This is a genomic window from Streptococcus sp. Marseille-Q5619 (genome assembly GCF_946901205.1).
Classification (GTDB): domain Bacteria; phylum Bacillota; class Bacilli; order Lactobacillales; family Streptococcaceae; genus Streptococcus.
In genome coordinates, this window is record NZ_CAMPPO010000002.1 from 634,825 (window position 1) to 656,482 (window position 21,658).

At 40.4% G+C, this 21,658-nt stretch carries 34 protein-coding genes; 2 read left to right on the forward strand and 32 right to left on the reverse strand.

Going from position 1 to position 21,658, the window contains the following annotated elements; all coding sequences use genetic code 11:
- Positions 1-9: 9 nt before the first annotated feature.
- Together OC530_RS04075 and OC530_RS04080 are read left to right on the forward strand one after the other, a co-directional pair.
- Positions 10-1,101, forward strand: coding sequence for an ABC transporter ATP-binding protein (locus tag OC530_RS04075; RefSeq protein ID WP_050975828.1), 1,092 nt, complete (start codon positions 10-12; stop codon positions 1,099-1,101).
- Positions 1,091-2,749: an iron ABC transporter permease gene (locus OC530_RS04080; protein WP_262079725.1), complete on the forward strand. Its 1,659-nt coding sequence runs from the start codon at positions 1,091-1,093 to the stop codon at positions 2,747-2,749. The genes OC530_RS04075 and OC530_RS04080 overlap by 11 nt, the downstream gene beginning before the upstream one ends.
- Before the next feature lie 289 nt (positions 2,750-3,038).
- Here the strand turns inward: OC530_RS04080 and OC530_RS04085 are convergent, their stop codons facing one another.
- The 32 genes from OC530_RS04085 to rplC all read right to left on the reverse strand — a co-directional run bounded on the left by OC530_RS04085 (position 3,039) and on the right by rplC (position 21,565).
- Positions 3,039-3,731, reverse strand: a complete 693-nt coding sequence (locus OC530_RS04085; protein ID WP_000241548.1) for a histidine phosphatase family protein — start codon at positions 3,729-3,731, stop codon at positions 3,039-3,041.
- 232 nt (positions 3,732-3,963) lie between these two features.
- Positions 3,964-5,442: an N-acetylmuramoyl-L-alanine amidase family protein gene (locus OC530_RS04090; RefSeq protein ID WP_262079728.1), complete on the reverse strand. Its 1,479-nt coding sequence runs from the start codon at positions 5,440-5,442 to the stop codon at positions 3,964-3,966.
- 17 nt (positions 5,443-5,459) lie between these two features.
- A complete protein-coding gene (locus tag OC530_RS04095; protein WP_262079731.1) occupies positions 5,460-6,797 on the reverse strand; it encodes a PFL family protein in 1,338 nt (445 codons plus the stop codon).
- A gap of 9 nt (positions 6,798-6,806) precedes the next feature.
- Entirely contained in the window at positions 6,807-7,073 is a 267-nt protein-coding gene (locus OC530_RS04100; protein ID WP_050203663.1) for an ACT domain-containing protein, read from the reverse strand.
- A 264-nt stretch (positions 7,074-7,337) separates the two neighbouring features.
- On the reverse strand, positions 7,338-7,724 hold the full coding sequence (rplQ, locus tag OC530_RS04105) for a 50S ribosomal protein L17 (protein ID WP_105157222.1): 387 nt from the start codon (positions 7,722-7,724) through the stop codon (positions 7,338-7,340).
- 11 nt (positions 7,725-7,735) lie between these two features.
- On the reverse strand, positions 7,736-8,671 hold the full coding sequence (locus tag OC530_RS04110; protein ID WP_000568988.1) for a DNA-directed RNA polymerase subunit alpha: 936 nt from the start codon (positions 8,669-8,671) through the stop codon (positions 7,736-7,738).
- 42 nt (positions 8,672-8,713) lie between these two features.
- A complete protein-coding gene (gene rpsK / locus OC530_RS04115) occupies positions 8,714-9,097 on the reverse strand; it encodes a 30S ribosomal protein S11 (RefSeq protein WP_001118385.1) in 384 nt (127 codons plus the stop codon).
- A gap of 17 nt (positions 9,098-9,114) precedes the next feature.
- Positions 9,115-9,480, reverse strand: coding sequence for a 30S ribosomal protein S13 (gene rpsM, locus OC530_RS04120; RefSeq protein WP_000090781.1), 366 nt, complete (start codon positions 9,478-9,480; stop codon positions 9,115-9,117).
- 17 nt (positions 9,481-9,497) lie between these two features.
- Positions 9,498-9,614, reverse strand: coding sequence for a 50S ribosomal protein L36 (gene rpmJ, locus OC530_RS04125; protein WP_001808836.1), 117 nt, complete (start codon positions 9,612-9,614; stop codon positions 9,498-9,500).
- Positions 9,615-9,638: 24 nt separating this feature from the next.
- Positions 9,639-9,857: a translation initiation factor IF-1 gene (gene infA / locus OC530_RS04130; protein WP_001029883.1), complete on the reverse strand. Its 219-nt coding sequence runs from the start codon at positions 9,855-9,857 to the stop codon at positions 9,639-9,641.
- A 116-nt stretch (positions 9,858-9,973) separates the two neighbouring features.
- Entirely contained in the window at positions 9,974-10,612 is a 639-nt protein-coding gene (locus tag OC530_RS04135; RefSeq protein ID WP_001050436.1) for an adenylate kinase, read from the reverse strand.
- 263 nt (positions 10,613-10,875) lie between these two features.
- Complete coding sequence (secY, locus tag OC530_RS04140) at positions 10,876-12,186, reverse strand: preprotein translocase subunit SecY (protein ID WP_049511466.1); 1,311 nt, start codon at positions 12,184-12,186, stop codon at positions 10,876-10,878.
- Between the two features lie 12 nt (positions 12,187-12,198).
- A complete protein-coding gene (rplO, locus tag OC530_RS04145; protein WP_000766087.1) occupies positions 12,199-12,639 on the reverse strand; it encodes a 50S ribosomal protein L15 in 441 nt (146 codons plus the stop codon).
- 144 nt (positions 12,640-12,783) lie between these two features.
- Positions 12,784-12,966 (reverse strand): 50S ribosomal protein L30, encoded by a 183-nt coding sequence (gene rpmD / locus OC530_RS04150; RefSeq protein WP_000057241.1) that lies wholly within the window; start codon positions 12,964-12,966, stop codon positions 12,784-12,786.
- A gap of 13 nt (positions 12,967-12,979) precedes the next feature.
- Complete coding sequence (gene rpsE, locus OC530_RS04155; protein WP_000874202.1) at positions 12,980-13,474, reverse strand: 30S ribosomal protein S5; 495 nt, start codon at positions 13,472-13,474, stop codon at positions 12,980-12,982.
- 17 nt (positions 13,475-13,491) lie between these two features.
- Positions 13,492-13,848 (reverse strand): 50S ribosomal protein L18, encoded by a 357-nt coding sequence (gene rplR / locus OC530_RS04160; protein WP_000624044.1) that lies wholly within the window; start codon positions 13,846-13,848, stop codon positions 13,492-13,494.
- Positions 13,849-13,931: 83 nt separating this feature from the next.
- Positions 13,932-14,468: a 50S ribosomal protein L6 gene (rplF, locus tag OC530_RS04165; protein WP_000086622.1), complete on the reverse strand. Its 537-nt coding sequence runs from the start codon at positions 14,466-14,468 to the stop codon at positions 13,932-13,934.
- Positions 14,469-14,693: 225 nt separating this feature from the next.
- Positions 14,694-15,092, reverse strand: a complete 399-nt coding sequence (rpsH, locus tag OC530_RS04170) for a 30S ribosomal protein S8 (RefSeq protein WP_000245504.1) — start codon at positions 15,090-15,092, stop codon at positions 14,694-14,696.
- Positions 15,093-15,272: 180 nt separating this feature from the next.
- Positions 15,273-15,458, reverse strand: coding sequence for a type Z 30S ribosomal protein S14 (locus OC530_RS04175; RefSeq protein WP_001085697.1), 186 nt, complete (start codon positions 15,456-15,458; stop codon positions 15,273-15,275).
- Between the two features lie 17 nt (positions 15,459-15,475).
- Positions 15,476-16,018, reverse strand: a complete 543-nt coding sequence (gene rplE / locus OC530_RS04180; protein WP_000013542.1) for a 50S ribosomal protein L5 — start codon at positions 16,016-16,018, stop codon at positions 15,476-15,478.
- Between the two features lie 23 nt (positions 16,019-16,041).
- Positions 16,042-16,347, reverse strand: a complete 306-nt coding sequence (gene rplX, locus OC530_RS04185; RefSeq protein ID WP_000497690.1) for a 50S ribosomal protein L24 — start codon at positions 16,345-16,347, stop codon at positions 16,042-16,044.
- 78 nt (positions 16,348-16,425) lie between these two features.
- Positions 16,426-16,794, reverse strand: a complete 369-nt coding sequence (gene rplN / locus OC530_RS04190; RefSeq protein WP_000616545.1) for a 50S ribosomal protein L14 — start codon at positions 16,792-16,794, stop codon at positions 16,426-16,428.
- A 25-nt stretch (positions 16,795-16,819) separates the two neighbouring features.
- A complete protein-coding gene (gene rpsQ, locus OC530_RS04195; RefSeq protein WP_000440801.1) occupies positions 16,820-17,080 on the reverse strand; it encodes a 30S ribosomal protein S17 in 261 nt (86 codons plus the stop codon).
- Between the two features lie 24 nt (positions 17,081-17,104).
- Positions 17,105-17,311 carry a 50S ribosomal protein L29 gene (gene rpmC, locus OC530_RS04200; RefSeq protein WP_000772918.1) on the reverse strand — a complete coding sequence of 69 codons (207 nt, stop codon included), beginning with the start codon at positions 17,309-17,311 and terminating at the stop codon, positions 17,105-17,107.
- 9 nt (positions 17,312-17,320) lie between these two features.
- Positions 17,321-17,734 (reverse strand): 50S ribosomal protein L16, encoded by a 414-nt coding sequence (rplP, locus tag OC530_RS04205; protein WP_000960946.1) that lies wholly within the window; start codon positions 17,732-17,734, stop codon positions 17,321-17,323.
- Between the two features lie 3 nt (positions 17,735-17,737).
- A complete protein-coding gene (rpsC, locus tag OC530_RS04210; RefSeq protein WP_000529936.1) occupies positions 17,738-18,391 on the reverse strand; it encodes a 30S ribosomal protein S3 in 654 nt (217 codons plus the stop codon).
- A 12-nt stretch (positions 18,392-18,403) separates the two neighbouring features.
- Positions 18,404-18,748, reverse strand: coding sequence for a 50S ribosomal protein L22 (gene rplV / locus OC530_RS04215; RefSeq protein WP_000818137.1), 345 nt, complete (start codon positions 18,746-18,748; stop codon positions 18,404-18,406).
- Positions 18,749-18,759: 11 nt separating this feature from the next.
- A complete protein-coding gene (rpsS, locus tag OC530_RS04220) occupies positions 18,760-19,041 on the reverse strand; it encodes a 30S ribosomal protein S19 (RefSeq protein ID WP_000533766.1) in 282 nt (93 codons plus the stop codon).
- 102 nt (positions 19,042-19,143) lie between these two features.
- Positions 19,144-19,977, reverse strand: coding sequence for a 50S ribosomal protein L2 (gene rplB, locus OC530_RS04225; protein ID WP_000512911.1), 834 nt, complete (start codon positions 19,975-19,977; stop codon positions 19,144-19,146).
- A 17-nt stretch (positions 19,978-19,994) separates the two neighbouring features.
- Complete coding sequence (locus OC530_RS04230) at positions 19,995-20,291, reverse strand: 50S ribosomal protein L23 (RefSeq protein WP_001055347.1); 297 nt, start codon at positions 20,289-20,291, stop codon at positions 19,995-19,997.
- On the reverse strand, positions 20,291-20,914 hold the full coding sequence (gene rplD, locus OC530_RS04235; protein WP_112444572.1) for a 50S ribosomal protein L4: 624 nt from the start codon (positions 20,912-20,914) through the stop codon (positions 20,291-20,293). Before rplD ends, OC530_RS04230 begins: the two co-directional genes overlap by 1 nt.
- A 24-nt stretch (positions 20,915-20,938) precedes the next feature.
- A complete protein-coding gene (gene rplC / locus OC530_RS04240; protein ID WP_000160197.1) occupies positions 20,939-21,565 on the reverse strand; it encodes a 50S ribosomal protein L3 in 627 nt (208 codons plus the stop codon).
- Positions 21,566-21,658: the final 93 nt, after the last annotated feature.

Genomic DNA, 21,658 nt, shown 5'->3' on the forward strand with positions numbered 1-21,658 from the left:
AGGTTCACTATGAGTGAGATCAAAATTATTAACGCCAAAAAAATCTACCACGATGTCCCTGTTATTGAGAATTTGAACATTACAATTCCAAAAGGAAGTCTCTTTACCCTTCTTGGGCCTTCAGGATGTGGGAAAACGACCCTTCTTCGTATGATTGCAGGTTTCAACAGTATCGAAGGTGGAGAATTTTACTTCGATGATACAAAAATCAATAATATGGAACCCAGCAAACGCAATATCGGCATGGTTTTCCAAAACTACGCTATTTTCCCACATTTGACTGTCCGAGACAACGTTGCTTTTGGTCTCAAGCAAAAGAAGGTCCCAAAAGAAGAATTGATTCAACAGACCAACAAGTATCTTGAACTCATGCAAATTGCTCAATATGCGGATCGGAAGCCCGATAAACTCAGTGGTGGACAACAACAACGTGTCGCCTTGGCACGTGCTTTAGCGGTTAATCCAAGTGTTCTCCTCATGGACGAGCCACTTAGTAACCTAGATGCCAAACTTCGCTTGGATATGCGTCAAGCTATTCGAGAAATCCAACACGAAGTGGGAATTACAACTGTTTATGTAACCCACGACCAAGAAGAAGCTATGGCTATTTCAGACCAAATTGCTGTTATGAAAGACGGAGTCATCCAACAAATCGGCCGACCAAAAGAACTCTATCATAAACCAGCTAATGAGTTTGTAGCAACCTTTATCGGACGCACAAATATTATCCCTGCCAATCTTGAAAAACGAAGCGACGGCGCTTATATCGTCTTTTCAGATGGCTATGCCCTTCGAATGCCAGCTCTTGATCAGGCTGATAAGCAAGCTATTCATGTAAGCATCCGTCCTGAAGAGTTTATCAAAGATGAATCTGGAGATATTGAAGGAACTATTAGCGATAGCGTCTATCTTGGACTGAATACTGAATACTTCATCGAAACAGGATTTGCCTCAAAAATTCAAGTTAGCGAAGAATCAACTTTTGAAGAAGATCTACAAAAAGGCGATCGTATTCGTCTACGAATCAATACTCAAAAATTAAACGTCTTTTCTGCAGATGGTTCACAAAACCTGATAAAAGGAGTCAACCATGGAACGTAAAAAACTAAATATTTGGACAGCCTCCTCTTTCTTCATCTTTCTTACCTATCTTGTCTTTCTCGTTTATCCTATCGTTACCGTGCTCAAGCAAGCACTTATACATGAAGGACAATTCTCACTAGCTAATTTTGTCACTTTCTTTGGTAAAGCCTACTACTCTGAGACACTTGTCAACAGTTTCAAGGTTTCCATTACCGCTACTGTCACTTCCTTAGTTGTAGGAACCCTATTAGCTTATCTCTTCTCTATGTATGACTTCAAGGGGAAGAAATTTCTACAAATATTGATTATCATTGCTTCCATGTCAGCTCCTTTCGTGGGAGCCTACTCCTGGATTCTCTTGCTGGGACGAAATGGGGTCATTACTAAATTCCTGACAAATGCCTTTCATCTTCCAGCTATTGATATTTATGGATTCAAAGGAATTGTACTTGTCTTTACACTGCAACTATTCCCACTGGTATTTCTATACGTTGCTGGGACAATGAAAAGTATTGACAATTCTCTACTTGAAGCCGCTGAAAGCATGGGTTCCTTCGGATTTAAGCGTATCGTAACGGTTGTTTTGCCTCTCCTAGTTCCAACCTTACTAGCTGCTGCCTTGCTTGTATTTATGAGAGCATTCTCAGACTTTGGAACGCCTATGTTGATTGGTGAAGGATATCGGACTTTCCCCGTCTTGATTTATACCCAATTCATTAGCGAGGTTGGAGGAAATTCTGCTTTTGCATCTGCTTTAGCAATTATGGCGATTATCATTGCCTTGGCAATTTTCCTTATCCAAAAATACATTTCAAATCGCTACAGTTTCAGCATGAATTCGCTCCATCCAATTGAGCCTAAAAAAACTACAAAAGGAAAAATGGCTGCCATTTATGCAACAGTCTACGGAATTATCTTGTTCTCTGTTCTACCTCAAGTCTACTTGATTTATACTTCTTTCCTAAAAACATCAGGTATGGTATTTGTCAAAGGTTATTCTCTAAACAGTTACAAGGTAGCTTTCAATCGTATGGGATCTGCTATTTTCAATACCATTCGTATCCCTTTGATTGCCTTAGTTCTAGTTGTACTATTCGCAACATTTATCTCCTACCTAGCCGTTAGAAAACGGAATTTGTTTACAAACTTAATTGACAGCCTCAGTATGGTACCTTATATTGTACCAGGAACCGTTCTAGGGATTGCCTTCATTTCTTCCTTCAATACCGGTCTATTTGGAAGTGGATTCCTTATGATTACAGGGACAGCTTTCATCTTGATTATGTCCCTATCTGTCAGAAGATTACCGTATACTATTCGCTCATCTGTTGCTAGCTTACAACAAATAGCCCCAAGTATTGAAGAAGCTGCTGAAAGCTTAGGAAGTAGCCGTCTCAATACCTTTGCCAAGATTACAACTCCAATGATGCTATCTGGTATTATTTCTGGAGCCATCCTATCTTGGGTCACAATGATTTCAGAACTCTCTACTTCTATCCTCCTCTACAATGTCAAAACAAGAACAATGACTGTAGCCATTTATACAGAGGTTCTCAGAGGGAATTACGGTGTAGCCGCAGCCTTGTCAACTATCCTGACTGTTCTAACAGTAGGTTCCTTGCTCTTGTTTATGAAAATCTCTAAAAGCAATAGCATTACACTTTAGTTTTCCCCATCAAAAACAGCCGAAAGGATTACCCTCGGCTGTTTTTCTTATCTTGATATTCTTATCAAATCCCTAGTTCAAAGCAAGCAAGTCTAGACTGATTATACTTCAAAGAACAAACTAGGAAACTAGCCGCAGGTTGCTCAAAGCACTGCTTTGAGGTTGTAGATAAGACTGACGAAGTCAGCTCAAAACACTGTTTTGAGGTTGTGGATAGAACTGACGAAGTCAGTAACCATATCTACGGCAAGACGACGTTGACGCGGTTTAAAGAGATTTTCGAAGAGTATTAAATAGAGGCTTCCTCCATCTTCTCCCGTCCTAGTTCTCGGTAACTACGGTCGCCGACAACTTCTACGCTAAACTGGCCGTCCTCATATTCAAGGATCGTCACGCTACCATTATCAAGACCATGTGGATGCATACCATTGATCAGATAAACAATGGTTCCAATGGTCATTCCGTGGCTCACGACAAGGGCATTGCCCCCACCTTGTTCTTCCATTTCTTTGGCAATCGCTTCAAAACCTTCCTTGATTCGGCCACTAAGTTTTTCCCATCCTTCAGCCCAACCAGCTGTATCGACCTCTACCAAACCCTCAGCCAGTTCAGCATAAGACAATTGGTGAACGTGATCCACATTAAAGATACGAGGAATAATGCCCATGAAAAGATCGCCATCGTAAGCCCCGTCAAAACTACCGAAACACCATTCTCTGATACGCTTGTCCATGCGATAAGGGATTTTTCCCTGCAAGCCAAGTTCATCAAGGATAATTCCCATTGTCTGAATAGTGCGACCAGAATCACTGGAATAAGCGCGCTCAAACTGTAGACCAGATTCTCGCAAACCGATTCCTAATTCTTGAATCCCTCGCTCACCTTCAGCTGTTAAGGGAGTATCGCTCCAACCTTGCGCGCGACCAATCGTGTTAAACATGGTCTTGCCATGACGTACCAAATACAATCGTACTTTTACCATTTTCCGTCCTCCGTTTGCTTCTATTATATCATGGATGATAAAACAAAAGCCACCCAGACAGGCGACTTTTGCAGGAGATTATTATGAAAAAGTTTAGGAGTTCTATTAAATAAAGATATTAGATGAAAATCAAATTCAAACTAAATCAGTGTTATCTGTTTCAAATAATATTAGGAGGTCTTTATTTAATGATTATAGTATACACATCCAACCTTAAATAGAGCTTAAAAAATTATACCCACTCACCTTTTTCATTTACTTTATAGCCGTTAATGGTCATATTTTTTGCCAATTTTCCATCAGCTAACAAGTAATACCACTTATCTCCATCCTTAATCCATTGGTTACGAGCGTACTTAGCATCTTGGTTCAGATAATACCAACTATCATACTGAGAATCAAATACCCACTCACTCTTAGCCATGTAACCGCCACGTTTTAGGTAGTATTCGCCCTGCCAAGCTTTCTCCACATAACTACCAGTTGAATCTACATAAAACCAGCTCTTATAGTCTTCGTCATAAATCCATTCACTTGCAGCCATTGAAGCATCTGCTTTTAGATAATAACGGCCTACCCAACGATTTCTTACAAGATTACCAGAAAGGTCATTATAGTACCATTTGCCAGACTCTTTAAACCACTTACTTGCTTGATGATTTTTCTTAGTCTCTCCATTAGAGGTAACAGTAGCTTGAGATGAAGTTGAAACTGAGGATGAAGTCCCAGTAGAAACTGCTTGAATAGCCTCTTCTTTTGTCACCTTAGGCTTAGCTTTTCCTTGGTAAACATCTTCGATACGCTTAGTAAAGACAGATAACTCTTCAGGGGATAGCATATGTCTTATTTCAGGTTCTTCCTTATATATTAGACCTGCTTCTTTTTTAATTTTGTATTCCGCTTCTTTAACTATCTGAGCTATTTCTTTGAATAATTTAAGCTTGTCTGCACCTGAAAGACCAGCATCACTTCTGATATCTTCTCTTTGAATAAAAGCTACATCATTCAACTTTTCAATGTTTTTTTGCGTAGGAATTAAACTAGGACTCGATTTATCAACATTTTTATAAAAAGTTAATAAATTTTGAACATAATCTTTTAATGTTAAATTAGTATTATTTTCTGGATCGTAATCACCAAAATAATTACGGTCCCGAGGTATCGACCAGCCTGTTAATGGTCCGTAAAACATTTTTAAATCGCTAATTATTTTTTCCTTTTCTTCAGATGAGTATAAGTTACTATCTTTTTCTACTTGCTGAAGTAGTAAGTCATATTTTTTTATTCTAGCTATATCAAAAACATATCCTAAAAAGTTAGGCTTCTCACTATCCATAATCATAATGACTTTTTCTAAATCTTGCAAATATAGATAGTTCAAATAATAATCTTTTTTTGAAATATTACTCACATTTTTCTCTGTTATCTCATTCATTTTTTCAACTATAGCATGTTTTAGTTTTAAAATATCACTATCTTGAAAACGAAGTATAGTCCAATCTATATTATCAATTTCTTTTAATAACTTACTCTTAATTTCTTCTGAATGGTCTCTAGCAGCTTTTTCAACATCCAAATTTGTCTTATAAAAACTTTCATTTCTGGAATTCGTATCATTTTCCTGCGCAGAAACTACTTGACTGGTAAAAGTTGGGACTAGTAAAGTCGACAGTCCTAAAGCTACTAAAGCATGTTTTATTTCTTTTTTCATCATTTTCTCCTAATCTCTTAATTTTTAAAACTATGAATTGGTGCTGGGATTTGTCCTCCGCGAGAGATGAAATCGAAAGACGAAGCCCCATTGACCTTCATAACAGGTGCAGTTCCTAATAGGCCTCCAAACTCAATCATATCGCCTTCTTTTCCTTTTGGAATGATACGAACAGCCGTTGTCTTCATATTAATGACACCAATTGCAGCCTCATCTGCAATCATAGCCGCAATGGTTTCAGCAGGTGTATCCTCCGGAATGGCAATCATATCCAAACCAACGGAACAGATAGCCGTCATAGCTTCTAGTTTTTCCAGATTAAGAGAGCCATTTTGCACTGCAGCAATCATTCCTTCATCTTCTGAAACAGGGATAAAGGCTCCAGACAAACCACCAACTTGGTTGCAGGCCATCACTCCGCCCTTCTTAACTTGGTCATTCAAGAGAGCCAAGGCAGCCGTCGTTCCGTGTGTTCCAACTGTCTCAAGTCCCATTTCCTCCAGGACACGTGCTACAGAATCTCCAACCGCAGGAGTTGGCGCCAAACTCAAGTCCACAATACCAAACTCCACACCTAGTCTCTCACTGGCCATCTGACCAACCAATTGACCGATACGAGTAATCTTGAAGGCAGTCTTCTTGACCGTTTCGGCTACTACGTCAAAGCTTTGTCCACGAACTTTTTCCAAGGCACGTTTCACCACACCAGGACCAGAAACTCCGACATTGATGATAACATCTGCTTCCCCAACACCATGAAAGGCACCCGCCATAAATGGATTGTCCTCAACAGCATTAGCGAATACAACCAACTTGGCCGCTCCCATATCTGATAGATTAGCCGTTTCCTTGATAATACGTCCCATATCTGCGACAGCCGTCATATTGATACCAGACTTGGTTGAGCCGATATTGACTGACGAGCAGACCTTGTCCGTTTCAGCCAAAGCGCGAGGAATAGAATTGATGAGAATCTCATCTCCCTTTTGATACCCCTTTTGTACCAAGGCAGAGAAACCACCAATAAAGTCCACACCGATTTCTTTCGCAGCCTTATCAAGCGCTTTTGCCAGAACCACGTAGTCCGTTGCATCTGTCGCTGCCCCTATCAGAGAAATAGGTGTCACCGATACACGCTTATTAACGATTGGAATTCCCAACTCAGCCGCAATCTCATCCCCAACAGCCACTAAATTAGCCGCCTTGGTTGTAATCTTTTGATAAATTTTCTCCGCAGCACGATTGATATCTGGATCGATACAGTCCAAAAGGGAAATCCCCATGGTAATGGTTCTGATATCGAAGTTCTGCTCCTCAATCATGGCGATGGTTTCAGTAACTTGTCTAATATCCATGTGCACCTCCTAGATATTATACATAGCTTCGAAAATCGCTGCACTCTGAATATTGATTTTCACATTCAAAGTTTGCCCAAAAGCTTCAAATTCATTACGAAGATGGGTAAAATCCTGCTTTTCATCGCTAGAAACGACAGCCATCATCGTGAAATATTCATCCAAGACAGTTTGAGAGATATCATCAATATTCAAACCCAATTCTGCAATTTTACCAGAAACACCTGCAACAATTCCAGATTTATCTTTACCAACAACAGTTATAATCGCTTTCATAAGCAAACTCCAATTCTTCTTTTAATAGGAAACCTGAACATTAAACAGGATTCTTTTCAAATAGTATAGCATAATTCTAACTAAAATACTCAAAAACGCCTGCTTACGAAGTTGTTCTTAAGCAAAAAACAATTTCGTAAACAAGCGTCTACTATCCCAACTTATGATGAGTGTTCCCGCTAGGACCGAAATCCTAGCGGTAGACCAGAGCTAGACTAAGAGCACAAGACTCCATCATCATAACACTCAACAAAATTGATGATTTTATACTAATTCGATGATCGCCATTGGCGCTGCATCACCACGACGTAGTTCAGTTTTAAGGATACGAGTGTATCCACCGTTACGTTCAGCATAACGAGGTGCGATTTCTGAGAACAATTTTTGAAGTGCTGTAGTAGAAGTGTACTTATCAGTTGCTTCATCATAGTTTTCAGATGCGATTTCATTACGTACGAAAGCAGCTGCTTGACGACGTGCATGCAAATCACCACGTTTACCTAGAGTAATCATTTTTTCAACAGTTTTACGGATTTCTTTAGCACGAGCTTCAGTTGTCACGATTGATTCGTTGATCAAAAGGTCAGTTGTCAAATCGCGAAGCATTGCTTTACGTTGTGAGCTAGTGCGTCCTAGTTTACGGTAAGCCATGTATTCCTCCTTTATTTATCTTTTAATCCAAGACCCAAATCAATGAGTTTGAGTTTCACTTCTTCCAAACTCTTGCGTCCAAGATTTCGTACTTTCATCATCTCTGCTTCAGATTTTTCTGTCAAATCATGCACAGTATTGATACCGGCACGTTTCAAACAGTTGTATGAACGCACAGACAAATCCAGTTCCTCAATCGTACGATCCAAAATACGGTCGTCAGATTCAGTATCAGCTTCTTTCATCACTTCAGTTGACTTAGCAATCTCAGTAAGATTTGTAAACAAATCAAGATGTTCTGTCAAAATACGTGCTGAAAGCCCTAAAGCATCTTCTGGAATAATTGTTCCATTTGTCAAGATTTCAAGGGTTAATTTGTCAAATCCATCATTGCTACCTACACGAGCAGGTTCCACTTGATAGTTGACTTTTGTAACTGGTGTATAAATAGAATCTACAGCAAGTGTTCCAACTGGTGCATTATCTTTTTTATTTTCATCAGCAGGTACATATCCACGACCACTGTTAACAGTCATAGTCGCTTTTAGAGAAGAACCTTCACCGATTGTAAAGAGATAATGATCTGGATTTACAATTTCAATATCGCTATCTGTCAAAATGTCACCAGCTGTTACTTCAGCAGGACCTTCAACATCTAGTTCGATGATTTTTTCGTCTTCAACGTACGATTTCACTGCAATTCCTTTAATGTTCAGAATGATTTGCATCACGTCTTCACGAACACCTGGAACTGTGTCAAACTCATGTAACACACCATCAATGTTGATAGATGTCACAGCTGCTCCTGGTAGAGAAGCTAGAAGTACACGACGAAGAGAGTTACCAAGAGTTGTACCGTAGCCACGTTCAAGTGGTTCGATTACAAACTTGCCATAATCTTTATTTTCATCAATTTTTGTTATATTTGGTTTTTCAAACTCGATCATTTAGTTACTCCCTCTTAAACGAAAAGCAGTGTAATGCGATGATTATACACGGCGACGTTTTGGAGGACGAGCACCATTGTGTGGCACTGGAGTCACATCACGAATTGCTGTTACTTCAAGACCAGCGGCAGCAAGCGCACGAATAGCTGACTCACGACCAGAACCTGGACCTTTTACAGTAACTTCAACTGATTTAAGACCGTGTTCTTGTGCAGATTTAGCAGCAGCTTCAGAAGCCATTTGAGCAGCGAATGGTGTAGATTTACGAGAACCTTTGAAACCAAGAGCACCAGCTGATGACCAAGCAATTGCATTACCATGCACATCAGTAATCATAACAATAGTGTTATTAAATGTAGCGTGAATATGAGCAATACCAGATTCGATATTCTTTTTCACACGACGTTTACGTGTTGGTTTAGCCAAGACTTTTACCTCCTATATTATTTTTTCTTACCAGCAATCGCAACAGCTTTACCTTTACGAGTGCGAGCATTGTTTTTAGTGTTTTGTCCACGGACAGGAAGTCCACGACGGTGACGGATACCACGGTATGAACCGATTTCCATCAAACGTTTGATGTTCAAGTTTACTTCACGACGAAGGTCACCTTCAACTTTGATTGCATCCACTTCACGACGGATAGCATCTTCTTGATCTGATGTAAGATCACGTACACGAACATCTTCTGAGATTCCAGCAGCAGCCAAAATTTTCTTAGATGTTGCAAGTCCGATACCATAAACATAAGTCAATGAGATTACTACGCGTTTGTCATTTGGAATGTCAACTCCAGCAATACGAGCCATGTTTTCTCCTTTCTATCTTATCCTTGACGTTGTTTGTGTTTTGGATTTGCTGGGCAAATTACCATAACACGACCATTACGACGAATAACTTTACAGTATTCGCAAATTGGTTTGACCGATGGTCTTACTTTCATTTCTTATCCCTCCAAGTTTTTCGATTATTTAAAGCGGTAAGTGATACGTCCACGTGTCAAGTCATATGGACTCATTTCGACAGTAACACGATCTCCCGCTAAAATACGAATATAGTTTTTACGAATTTTACCAGAAACTGTTGCTAAAATCTGATGTCCATTTTCAAGTTCAACCGTAAACATTGCATTCGGCATTGTATCAACTACTTTGCCTTCAACTTCAATCACATCGTCTTTTGCCACGCAAAAGCACCTCCATAAATTTCGATTCGATGCCTCTAGACACAGAGACAACAATTATAAGTCAGACTATCTCAGTATAACATTTGTAGCGGATTTTTGCAAGTGTGAAAAACGCTTTATTTCAAATTTGTCAATACTTTTTCGATATCTGAGAAGACATCATTGATATCTTGATTACCTTCGATGTCATGAACCAAACCTTTGGCACGGTAGTGAGCAATGATTGGTTCCCCTTGAGCAATATTCACATCCAAACGACGTTTTACTGTCTCAGGCTTATCATCTTCACGTTGGTAGTAATCTTCTTCTTTATAGTCAACTGGTGGGTTAAAGACCTTGTGGAAAGTTTCTCCAGTTACGCGGTGGATGATACGGCCACTCAAACGTTCCAAGAGGCTATCTGGGTTCACTTCAATGTTGATGACACCTTCTAGTTCAATGCCAAGTTCAGCCAATGTTTTGTCCAAGGCATGAGCTTGTTCAATTGTACGTGGGTAACCATCCAACAAGAATCCTGTTTCTTTAATATCATCTTGTGAAAGACGTTCTTTTACGATTCCATTTGTAACTTCATCAGGAACCAATTCACCCTTGTCAATGTATGACTTAGCAAGAACACCCATTTCAGTTTGATTTGCCATTGCAGCACGGAACATATCACCTGTTGAGATATGTGCAACATGGAATTGTTCTACGATTTTTGCTGCTTGAGTTCCCTTACCTGCACCAGGTAAGCCCATAATCAAAAGATTCATGATCTGATCTCCTTATTTTATTTTTAAATAGAAGTAAAAAGTCTTTTCACCCCTATTTAAAAACAAAATAGAAGAGGGGAGACCAAACTCTCACTAATGTTAGAGTTAAATCTCCACTCCCTCAGCATTTACTGATTCATACTCAATGAAAATCAAAGAGCAAACTAGGAAGCTAGCCGCAGGTTGCTCAAAACACTGTTTTGAGGTTGCAGATAGAGCTGACGTGGTTTGAAGAGATTTTCGAAGAGTATCAGTAAATACTTTTATTCTGTTCTATCCATGAAACCAACATACTTACGTTTCAATAGGTAACCTTCCAATTGCTTGATTCCTTCGATACCTGTAGAGATAATGATCAAGAGACTTGTTCCACCAAAGGCAACAACATCAGAAAGACCAAATACATCTTTAGCTGCAATCGGCAAAATGGAAATCACACCAAGGAAGAGGGAACCGACAGTTGCAAGACGACGAAGAAGTTTAGACATATATTCTTCTGTACCTTTACCAGGACGAACTCCATGGATATAGGCACCACTCTTTTGTAGGTTCTCTGCCGCTTTCTCAGGATTAATCTGTACAAACGTATAGAAAAATGTAAAGAGAATAATCAATAAAGCATACATGGCAATACCAGTTGGAGAAGTGGTTGCCAACATCTCTTGTGCTACCCTTACCCAAGCCCAATCATGACCTGTAGCGCTCAAAAACTGAAGAATAGCCGCAGGCGCTGCAGTAATCGAACTTGCAAAGATAACAGGGATAACTCCAGCAGGGTTTACCTTCAAAGGAAGGTAAGAGCTAGATGGAGCACCTTGTGCAACCTTAGTATATTGGATTGGAATTTTATATTCTGCTTGTTGAACATAAGTTGTAAAGTAAATGATCAACAATACAGTAATAATCAAAATGATTACGAAAATGATAGATGAAGTGATACGGCTACTTGGGACGTTCACAAAGTAGTCCACATAGATGCCCTGAATCATCTCTGGAATTGAGGCAACAATCCCGGCAAAGATAATCATGGAAACACCATTTCCGTATCCCTTATCTGTAATTTGCTCTCCCAACCACGTGACAATCATACTACCAGCTGTTAAGATGATACCAATCGTCAGAAAAACTTGTGGAGTTAAAGCAGTTTTAATCAATTGAGCTCCAGCCAAGGTATTAAAACCAGCTGTAATCCCGATAGATTGCACAAAAGCGAGAACTAGAGCAATATAACGAGTAGCTTGATTCAATTTTCTTCGGCCTACTTCCCCTTGTTTTCCCCACTCTACAAACTTGGGTAAAATATCCATTTGCAAGAGTTGGACAACGATAGAAGCAGTGATATAGGGACTAACTCCTAGAGCAAAAATCGAAAAGTTTTTTAGAGCATTCCCTGACACCAAGCTCAACATGTTTAAGAAGGATAATCCACTTAAAGCATTCAAGCTATTGGCATTCACACCAGGAACTGTAATGCTAGTTCCGATACGAAAGACCAAAACGATAAAAATTGTAAATAAAATTTTTGATCGAACCTGCTTGACTTTAAGAGCTTCTCTTAATAATTTAAAAAACATAGGTCACCTCTCTTAGATGACTTCTACTGAACCACCTTTAGCAGTGATAGCTTCTTCAGCTGATTTAGAGAATTTAGCTGCTTTCACAGTCAATTTCTTAGTCAACTCACCGTTACCAAGAATTTTAATACCTGATTTTTCAGCTTTAACAATTCCTGCTTCGATAAGAACAACTGGAGTTACTTCAGCACCATCTTCAAAGACGTTCAATTGGTCAAGGTTCACAATTGCGTATTCTTTAGCGTTGATGTTAGTGAATCCACGTTTTGGAAGACGACGGAACAATGGAGTTTGTCCACCTTCAAAACCAAGGCGAACTCCGCCACCGCTACGAGCTTTTTGACCTTTTTGACCACGACCAGATGTTTTACCGTTACCTGATGAAGTACCACGACCAACGCGGTTACGTACTTTACGAGAACCTTCTGCAGGTTTCAATTCATGAAGTTTCATTTTTATTTTCTCCTCTTTTGTAAAATGCTAGCGCCGATAAGGGAGAAAAGGTTGTCTCCCCCATCAACTCGCCTATACGACGTCATCATAGATGACTATATCTAGTTTTAGGGGATGGTATAGTGCACATCCCCTAAAAATTCATTAGTTTACTTCTTCAACTGTTACCAAGTGAGATACTGCTGTGATCATACCACGGATAGCAGCGTTGTCTTCTTTAATAACAGAGCTGTTCAATTTGCCAAGTCCAAGTGCTACAACAGTTTTACGTTGTGATGGAATGCGTCCGATTGGAGACTTAGTCAAAGTAATTTTAATTTGAGCCATTTTATCCCCTTTCTTATGCCAAATCAGAAACTGAAATACCACGAAGGGCAGCAACTTCTTCAGCGCGTTTCAATTGTTTCAAACCTTCAACAGTTGCACGAACAATGTTGATTGGAGTGTTAGAACCAAGTGATTTAGATGTAATATCTGCCACACCTGCCAATTCCACAACGGCACGAACTGCACCACCAGCGGCAACTCCAGAACCTTCTACAGCAGGTTTCAACAATACTTTAGCTCCACCGAATTCTGAAAGAACTTCGTGTGGGATTGTTGTTCCAACCATAGGAACTTCGATCAAGTTTTTCTTAGCATCATCTACTGCTTTACGGATTGCTTCTGGAACTTCTTGAGCTTTACCAGTACCAAATCCTACGCGACCGTTGTGGTCACCAACAACAACAAGAGCTGCGAAACGAAGACGACGTCCACCTTTAACAACTTTTGTAACACGGTTGACAGCAACTACGCGTTCTTCTAATTCAACTGCATTGTCTTTAAATGCCATTTTCTAGTGTCCTCCTATTAGAATTTCAATCCGTTTTCACGAGCTGCATCAGCCAAAGCTTTCACACGTCCGTGATATAGATATCCACCGCGGTCGAACACCACTTCTGAAATACCTTTAGCGTTTGCACGTTCTGCAACGAGTTTACCGACAGCAACGGCTTGTTCAGTTTTAGTTCCTTTTGAAACTTCTTTGTCAAGAGTTGAAGCACTTGCGAGCGTTACACCCGCTACGTCATCAATCACTTGAGCGTAGATGCCTGTATTAGAACGGAATACGTTCAAACGTGGGCGATCAGCAGTTCCAGAGAGTTTTCCGCGAACGCGACGGTGGCGTTTTTGGCGGAGTTTGTTTTTATCTGGTTTTGAAATCACAGTTTTCACCTCTTTAGTTTTAAATCGTGTGCTATGCACAAAGTTGGAAAATAGGTCGGTGGTTGAGAATCAACCACTCAACATTATTTACCTGTTTTACCTTCTTTACGGCGAACGAATTCACCAACGTAACGGATACCTTTACCTTTATATGGTTCTGGTGAACGAAGGCTACGTACGTAAGCAGCTGTTTGACCAACTACTTCTTTTGAAATTCCACTAACAACGATTGTTGTTGGGTTTGGAAGTTCAAAAGTAATTCCTTCTGGAGCTTCAACTTCGTCTGGATGAGATTTACCAACAGCCAAAACAAGTTTAGATCCTTGAAGTTGTGCACGGTAACCAACCCCGCGCATTTCAAGTTCTTTCTTGAATCCTTCTGATACACCAACAACCATGTTGTTCAAAAGGGCACGAGTAGTTCCGTGGATAGTTTTCATTTCTTTTGAATCGTTTGGACGGTGAAGAGTTACTTCAGTACCTTCCACACGGATTTCAATATCTTTTGAGAACTCACGAGTAAGTTCTCCTTTAGGTCCTTTTACAGTTACAAGGTTGTCATTGTTAGTGATTTCAACACCAGCAGGCAACACGATAACTTTATTACCAATACGTGACATGTTTATTTTCTCCTGTTAAATTGTCAGGCCAGAACGGCCAGTTTTCACGGGGCTCAGATACTTATTTAGTTCAAGAGTTGAACTGAACACGCTCTAACGAGCTTTGTATCTTGATTTGAGTTCGAGCTAAGAATTTGGTGAAAAAGATAAGTTTGTCTTGGAGCATCGCTCCTGCTACAAACTTCCTATTTTCACTGCATTCTTTTAACGCTCTCACATCATCAATTACCAAACGTAAGCGATAACCTCACCACCAACATTCTTTTGGCGTGCTTCTTTATCAGTAAGCAAACCTTCAGAAGTTGAAAGGATAGCAATTCCAAGTCCGTTAAGAACTTTTGGAAGATCTTCACGTTTTTTGTAGACACGAAGTCCTGGTTTAGAAACACGTTTCAAGTTAGTGATAACTTTTTCACCGTTTGGTCCGTATTTAAGGAATACACGGATGATGCCTTGTTTGTCATCTTCGATGATTTCAACGTTTTTTACAAAACCTTCGCGTTTAAGGATTTCAGCAATCCCTTTTTTGATGTTTGATGCAGGTACTTCAAGTACTTCGTGTTTCGCTTGGTTAGCATTACGAATACGAGTTAGGAAGTCTGCGATTGGGTCAGTCATAACCATTTTGTTTTTCTCCTCTTACTAGTAGTTTGCAAGTTGCACTTGCTAGTTAATGATTGAGCTAGGCTCAGAATATGTTTCTAGGTTTCAATTCCTAAGTGAGTCTAGGCATCTGCTTGCAGGCATAACTTGAGTTAGGCAAAAGCAGATAACGACGAATCACGACGGGATTGAAAGTTAGAATTACCAAGATGCTTTTGTTACACCAGGAATTTGTCCTTTGTAAGCTAATTCACGGAAGCAAACACGGCAAAGTTTAAATTTGCGGTAAACTGAATGTGGACGACCACATTTTTCACAACGAGTATAAGCTTGAGTAGAGAACTTCGCTGGACGTTTGTTCTTAGCAATCATTGATTTTTTAGCCATTAGATTTACCTCCTATATTATTTTGCAAAAGGCATTCCAAGGCCTGTAAGCAATGCACGTGACTCTTCGTCAGTGTTAGCAGTTGTTACGATAACGATGTCAAGACCACGAGTTTTGTCAACGTCATCGAAGTTGATTTCTGGGAAGATCAATTGTTCTTTCACACCAAGTGTGTAGTTTCCGCGTCCGTCAAATGATTTTGTTGGAACACCGTGGAAGTCACGTACACGTGGAAGTGAAACTGAAACCAATTTATCTAAGAATTCGTACATACGTTCACCACGAAGGGTAACTTTTGCACCGATCGCAACACCTTCACGAAGACGGAAGCCGGCGATTGATTTTTTAGCTTTAGTGATAAGTGGTTTTTGACCTGAGATAAGTGCCAATTCTTCAGCAGCTTTTTCAAGGCTTTTAGCGTTTGATACAGCTTCACCAACACCCATGTTCAAAACGATCTTATCTACTTTAGGCACAGCCATCACTGATGAGTAGTTGAATTGTTCTGTCAAAGCAGGGACTACTTCATTAAGATATTTTTCTTTTAAACGATTTGCCATTATACTTCTCCTTTCCTTCGTGATTAATCAAGCACTTCGCCTGATTTTTTGTTGTAGCGAACTTTTTTACCGTCTACAAATTTGTAACCAACACGGCCAGCCACACCATTTTTGTCCAAAACTTGAACGTTTGATACGTGGATAGCTGCTTCTTTTTCGATGATACCACCTTGAGGAAGATCGTTAGTTGGACGTTGGTGTTTCTTAACGATGTTAACACCTTCAACGATAACTTTGTTTACTTTTGGAAGGGCAGTAAGGACAACAGCTTCTGTCCCCTTATCTTTACCAGCGATTACGCGAACTTTGTCGCCTTTTTTTACAAACATTAGGTTTCTCCTTGATTTTTCTTACGCCCATAAGGGCACCCTGGAGGTAAATCCAGGGGACTAGTTTGTTTCTAAAAATTAAAGTACTTCTGGAGCAAGTGACACGATCTTCATGAAGCCACCTTCACGCAATTCACGTGCAACTGGGCCAAAGATACGTGTTCCGCGAGGAGTTTTATCTTCACGGATGATAACTGCTGCGTTTTCGTCAAATTTGATGTATGAACCATCAGCACGACGAGCACCTGATTTAGTACGAACGATAACTGCTTTAACAACGTCACCTTTTTTAACCGCACCACCAGGAGTAGCTTGTTTTACAGATGCCACGATAACATCACCGATGTTTGCAAATTTACGTCCTGAACCACCAAGAACTTTGATAGTCAAGATTTCGCGAGCACCGCTGTTGTCTGCGACTTTCAAACGAGTTTCTGTTTGAATCATTTCAGTTTTCTCCTTTCAGGTTTGATTAGATGATGACCGCTTCTTCAACAACTTCTACAAGACGGAAACGTTTTGTAGCTGAAAGCGGGCGAGTTTCCATGATACGAACGATATCACCTTCTTTGGCAACATTGTTTTCATCATGAGCTTTGTATTTTTTAGAGTAGTTAATACGTTTACCATAGACTGGGTGGTTACGTTTTGTTTCAACTACAACTGTGATTGTCTTGTCCATTTTGTCAGATACAACACGTCCAACAAGAACTTTACGATTATTGCGTTCCATTGAAATTTCTCCTTCCCTAGTCTATTATTTCGCTTCAGATTGAACTGTTTTGATACGAGCGATTTGTTTTTTAACTTCTTTCAAGCGAGCTGTTTGTTCCAATTGACCAGTAGCAGCTTGGAAACGAAGTTCAAACAATTCTTTTTTCAATTCGTTTTCGCGCTTCGCGAGTTCTTCTTGAGAAAGACCACGAAGTTCTTTAACAAATTCTTTTACTTCATTAAGTTTCATGCCTTCTCCTTATTCTGCTTCACGTTTTACGAATTTACATTTAACTGGCAATTTGTGGCTAGCAAGTCGAAGCGCTTCACGTGCAATCTCTTCAGATACACCAGCGATTTCGAACATCACTTTACCACGTTTAACTGGTGCTACCCAACCTTCAGGTGCCCCTTTACCAGATCCCATACGCACACCGATAGCTTTAGCAGTGTATGATTTGTGTGGGAAGATTTTAATCCAAACTTTACCACCACGTTTCATGTAACGAGTCATGGCGATACGAGCAGCTTCGATTTGGCGGTTAGTGATCCAGTGGCTAGTTGTAGCTTGAAGACCGTATTCACCGAATGCTACTTCTTTTCCACCTTTTGCTTCACCGCGCATTTTTCCACGGAACTCACGACGGTGTTTAACACGTTTAGGTACTAACATTGGTTATTTACCTCCTTTAGTGTTTTTACGAGCTGGAAGAACTTCACCACGGTAGATCCATACTTTAACACCAAGTTTACCGTATGTAGTATCTGCTTCTTCCCAAGCGTAATCGATATCTGCACGAAGTGTGTGAAGCGGAACAGTTCCTTCAGAGTATCCTTCAGCACGGGCGATATCTGCACCGTTCAAACGACCTGATACTTGAGTTTTGATTCCTTTAGCTCCAGCACGCATTGCACGTTGGATTGCTTGTTTTTGTGCACGACGGAAAGCAACACGTTGCTCCAATTGACGAGCAATTCCTTCACCTACAAGGTGAGCATCCAAATCAGGTTGTTTGATTTCGATGATGTTGATGTGTACTTGTTTTCCAGTCAATTTGTTAAGTTTTGCACGGAGTGCATCAACGTTAGCACCACCTTTACCGATAACCATACCTGGTTTAGCAGTGTGAAGTGAAACGTTAACTTTGTTTACTGCGCGTTCGATTTCAATAGTTGAAACTGCTGCGTCAGCAAGTTCTTTTTGAACGAATTTACGGATTGCAAGATCTTCATGAAGGTAATCCGCGTATTCTTTTTCAGCATACCATTTGGCATCCCAATCACGGATGATGCCGACACGCATACCAATTGGATGTACTTTTTGACCCACGATTTTACCTCCTTATTTTTCTGCAACAGCTACAGTGATGTGAGCTGTACGTTTGTTGATTGGTGAAGCTGAACCTTTCGCACGTGGACGGAAACGTTTCATAGTTGGTCCTTCGTTTGCGAATGCTTCAGATACTACCAAGTTAGCTTTATCCAAACCAAAGTTGTTTTCAGCGTTAGCTACAGCTGAGTTCAAAACTTTCAAGATGATTTCAGCAGCTTTGTTTGGAGTGAATGTCAAGATTGCGATTGCATCGGCTACGCTTTTACCACGGATGTTATCAAGAACAAGACGTGATTTACGAGGTGAAACACGTACTGTACGAGCCATTGCTTTAGCTGAAGTAATTTCTGCCATTTATGTTCTCCTTATTTTCTACGTGTTTTCTTGTCGTCTGCAGCGTGACCTTTGTAAGTACGAGTTGGTGCAAATTCACCAAGTTTGTGGCCTACCATGTCTTCTTGGATGTAAACAGGTACGTGTTTACGTCCGTCATAAACTGCAATAGTGTAACCAATGAAACTTGGGAAGATCGTTGAACGACGTGACCAAGTTTTAATAACTTTTTTCTTTTCGTCGTTAGCTTGAGCTTCAACTTTTTTCATCAAATGCTCATCGACGAAAGGTCCTTTTTTAAGACTGCGTCCCATTTTTATATTTTCTCCTTTAAATGTTTACCACAGCGGCTTGCGCTCACATGGAGCGCTACCGAGCTGGCGGATTTACTAGTTGCTTAAGCGACTAGTTTAATATTATTTCTCGTTGCGACGACGAACGATAAGTTTGTCAGATTTCGCTTTCTTGTTACGAGTTTTAAGACCAAGAGCAGGTTTGCCCCATGGAGTAGATGGTGCTTTACGACCAACTGGTGCTTTACCTTCACCACCACCGTGTGGGTGATCGTTAGGGTTCATTACAGAACCACGAACTGTTGGGCGGATACCTTTCCAACGGCTACGTCCTGCTTTACCAAGGTTTACAAGTCCATGTTGTTCGTTTCCGACAACACCAACTGTAGCACGGCAAGTTCCAAGAATCATACGAACTTCACCTGATTGAAGACGAACAAGTACGTATTTACCTTCAGAACCCAATACTTGAGCAGATGCTCCAGCAGCACGTACTAATTCACCACCACGACCTGGTTTCAACTCGATGTTGTGGATCAAAGTACCAACTGGGATGTTAGCAAGTGGAAGAGCGTTTCCGACTTTGATATCTGCTTCTGGACCTGAAACGATACGTTGACCTACTTCAAGACCTTTTGGAGCAATGATGTATGCTTTCACACCGTCAGTGTAGTGTACAAGAGCGATGTTTGCAGAACGGTTTGGATCGTACTCGATTGTTTTAACAACTGCTTCAACGTTGTCTTTGTTACGTTTGAAGTCAACCAAACGGTAGAAACGTTTGTGTCCACCACCTTGGTGACGAACTGTGATACGACCGTTGTTGTTACGACCAGCCTTGCTCTTCAATGCAACAAGCAATGATTTTTCAGGAGTGCTTGTTGTGATTTCAGCGAAATCCAAAGAAGTCATATTACGGCGACCGTTTGTTGTTGGTTTATAAACACGAATTCCCACGATATTTCCTCCTTAGATTATTCAGCTTCAGCAGCAAACAACTCGATTGCTTTTGAATCAGCTGTAAGTGTGATGATAGCTTTTTTAGTTTTGTTAGTAAAACCAGTGTAACGTCCAACACGTTTAGCTTTTGGTTTTACGTTGATTGTGTTAACGTTGGCAACTTTAACACCTTCGAAAGCAGCTTCAACAGCTTGCTTGATCAAAAGTTTGTGTGCACGAGTGTCAACTTCAAATACATATTTTCCTGCTTCAAGTTGAGCCATTGAGCTTTCAGTGATGACAGGTTTTTTGATAACATCATACAAATTCATTATGCAAGAACCTCCTCGATTTTAGAGATAGCTGCTTGAGTAACAAGAAGTTTGTCACTATTTGCGATGTCAAGAACACTTGCAGTTGTAGCAGTCGCAACTTTCACGTTTGGAATGTTACGAGCTGAAAGAGCTGCGAATTCGTTTCCTTCTTCAAGAATAACAAGGACTTTAGAATCGATGCTCAAAGCTGCAAGAACTTTTGCAAATTCAGCAGTTTTTGGAGCTGTAAATTCAAGAGAATCAACGGCTACAAATTTATTTTCAGCAACTTTTTCTGAGTAAACAGATTTAAGCGCAAGGCGACGAACTTTTTGAGGAAGTTTGTACGCATAGCTACGTGGAGTTGGTCCGAAGACGATTCCACCACCACGCCATTGTGGAGAGCGGATAGAACCTTGACGAGCACGTCCAGTTCCTTTTTGACGCCATGGTTTGCGTCCGCCACCTGAAACAGCTGAGCGGTTTTTAACTGCGTGAGTTCCTTGACGAAGGCTAGCACGTTGGCTGATGATCACATCAAACACAACAGATTCATTTGGTTCGATACCAAAGATTGCATCGTTAAGAACAACTTCGCCCGCTTGTTTACCAGTTTGGTCGAATAATGTTACATTTGCCATTTTGACTGTATTCCCCTTTCCTTATTATTTACCAGCTTTAACTGCTGATTTGATAGTGATAAGAGATTTCTTAGCACCTGGTACGTTACCTTTGATAAGGATAACGTTCTTTTCTGGAACAACTTGTACAACTTCAAGGTTTTGAATTGTTACGCGGTCGCCACCCATACGTCCTGCAAGGTTTTTACCTTTGAATACGCGGTTAGGTGCAACAGGTCCCATAGAACCTGGACGACGGTGGTAACGAGAACCGTGAGCCATTGGTCCACGTGATTGTCCGTGGCGTTTGATAACACCTTGGAAACCTTTACCTTTAGAAGTACCAGTTACGTCAACAACGTCTCCAGCTGCGAATGTTTCAACTGTGATTTCAGCACCAACTTCCAAGCCTTCAACGTTTTTGAATTCACGAATGAAGCGCTTAGGAGCCGTGTTAGCTTTCGCTACATGTCCTTTAGCAGGTTTGTTGCTCAATACTTCGCGTTTGTCATCGAAACCAACTTGGATAGCGTTGTATCCGTCTGTTTCAACAGTTTTAACTTGAAGGACAACGTTTGGAGTTGCTTCAATAACTGTTACAGGGATCAATTCGCCAGCTTCAGTGAAGATTTGAGTCATTCCCACTTTTTTCCCTAAGATTCCTTTTGTCATGAGAAAATAGTTCCTTTTCTATATTTTTTATTCAAAAAGTTTTTAACGAGCGTTTTTTATGCTCAGGTCTAAGATACAAAGGGCGTCAAACTC

Coding starts and splice junctions, on each gene's coding strand:
- OC530_RS04075 (WP_050975828.1), top strand. CDS start 10: ATGAGTGAGATCAAAATTATTAACGCCAAAAAAATCTACCACGATGTC.
- OC530_RS04080 (WP_262079725.1), top strand. CDS start 1,091: ATGGAACGTAAAAAACTAAATATTTGGACAGCCTCCTCTTTCTTCATC.
- OC530_RS04085 (WP_000241548.1), bottom strand. CDS start 3,731: ATGGTAAAAGTACGATTGTATTTGGTACGTCATGGCAAGACCATGTTT.
- OC530_RS04090 (WP_262079728.1), bottom strand. CDS start 5,442: ATGAAAAAAGAAATAAAACATGCTTTAGTAGCTTTAGGACTGTCGACT.
- OC530_RS04095 (WP_262079731.1), bottom strand. CDS start 6,797: ATGGATATTAGACAAGTTACTGAAACCATCGCCATGATTGAGGAGCAG.
- OC530_RS04100 (WP_050203663.1), bottom strand. CDS start 7,073: ATGAAAGCGATTATAACTGTTGTTGGTAAAGATAAATCTGGAATTGTT.
- rplQ (WP_105157222.1), bottom strand. CDS start 7,724: ATGGCTTACCGTAAACTAGGACGCACTAGCTCACAACGTAAAGCAATG.
- OC530_RS04110 (WP_000568988.1), bottom strand. CDS start 8,671: ATGATCGAGTTTGAAAAACCAAATATAACAAAAATTGATGAAAATAAA.
- rpsM (WP_000090781.1), bottom strand. CDS start 9,480: ATGGCTCGTATTGCTGGAGTTGACATTCCAAATGACAAACGCGTAGTA.
- rpmJ (WP_001808836.1), bottom strand. CDS start 9,614: ATGAAAGTAAGACCATCGGTCAAACCAATTTGCGAATACTGTAAAGTT.
- OC530_RS04135 (WP_001050436.1), bottom strand. CDS start 10,612: ATGAATCTTTTGATTATGGGCTTACCTGGTGCAGGTAAGGGAACTCAA.
- secY (WP_049511466.1), bottom strand. CDS start 12,186: ATGTTTTTTAAATTATTAAGAGAAGCTCTTAAAGTCAAGCAGGTTCGA.
- rplO (WP_000766087.1), bottom strand. CDS start 12,639: ATGAAACTTCATGAATTGAAACCTGCAGAAGGTTCTCGTAAAGTACGT.
- rpmD (WP_000057241.1), bottom strand. CDS start 12,966: ATGGCTCAAATTAAAATTACTTTGACTAAGTCTCCAATCGGACGCATT.
- rpsE (WP_000874202.1), bottom strand. CDS start 13,474: ATGGCATTTAAAGACAATGCAGTTGAATTAGAAGAACGCGTAGTTGCT.
- rplF (WP_000086622.1), bottom strand. CDS start 14,468: ATGTCACGTATTGGTAATAAAGTTATCGTGTTGCCTGCTGGTGTTGAA.
- rpsH (WP_000245504.1), bottom strand. CDS start 15,092: ATGGTTATGACTGACCCAATCGCAGACTTCCTAACTCGTATTCGTAAT.
- OC530_RS04175 (WP_001085697.1), bottom strand. CDS start 15,458: ATGGCTAAAAAATCAATGATTGCTAAGAACAAACGTCCAGCGAAGTTC.
- rplE (WP_000013542.1), bottom strand. CDS start 16,018: ATGGCAAATCGTTTAAAAGAAAAATATCTTAATGAAGTAGTCCCTGCT.
- rplX (WP_000497690.1), bottom strand. CDS start 16,347: ATGTTTGTAAAAAAAGGCGACAAAGTTCGCGTAATCGCTGGTAAAGAT.
- rplN (WP_000616545.1), bottom strand. CDS start 16,794: ATGATTCAAACAGAAACTCGTTTGAAAGTCGCAGACAACAGCGGTGCT.
- rpsQ (WP_000440801.1), bottom strand. CDS start 17,080: ATGGAACGCAATAATCGTAAAGTTCTTGTTGGACGTGTTGTATCTGAC.
- rpmC (WP_000772918.1), bottom strand. CDS start 17,311: ATGAAACTTAATGAAGTAAAAGAATTTGTTAAAGAACTTCGTGGTCTT.
- rplP (WP_000960946.1), bottom strand. CDS start 17,734: ATGTTAGTACCTAAACGTGTTAAACACCGTCGTGAGTTCCGTGGAAAA.
- rplV (WP_000818137.1), bottom strand. CDS start 18,748: ATGGCAGAAATTACTTCAGCTAAAGCAATGGCTCGTACAGTACGTGTT.
- rpsS (WP_000533766.1), bottom strand. CDS start 19,041: ATGGGACGCAGTCTTAAAAAAGGACCTTTCGTCGATGAGCATTTGATG.
- OC530_RS04230 (WP_001055347.1), bottom strand. CDS start 20,291: ATGAATTTGTATGATGTTATCAAAAAACCTGTCATCACTGAAAGCTCA.
- rplD (WP_112444572.1), bottom strand. CDS start 20,914: ATGGCAAATGTAACATTATTCGACCAAACTGGTAAACAAGCGGGCGAA.
- rplC (WP_000160197.1), bottom strand. CDS start 21,565: ATGACAAAAGGAATCTTAGGGAAAAAAGTGGGAATGACTCAAATCTTC.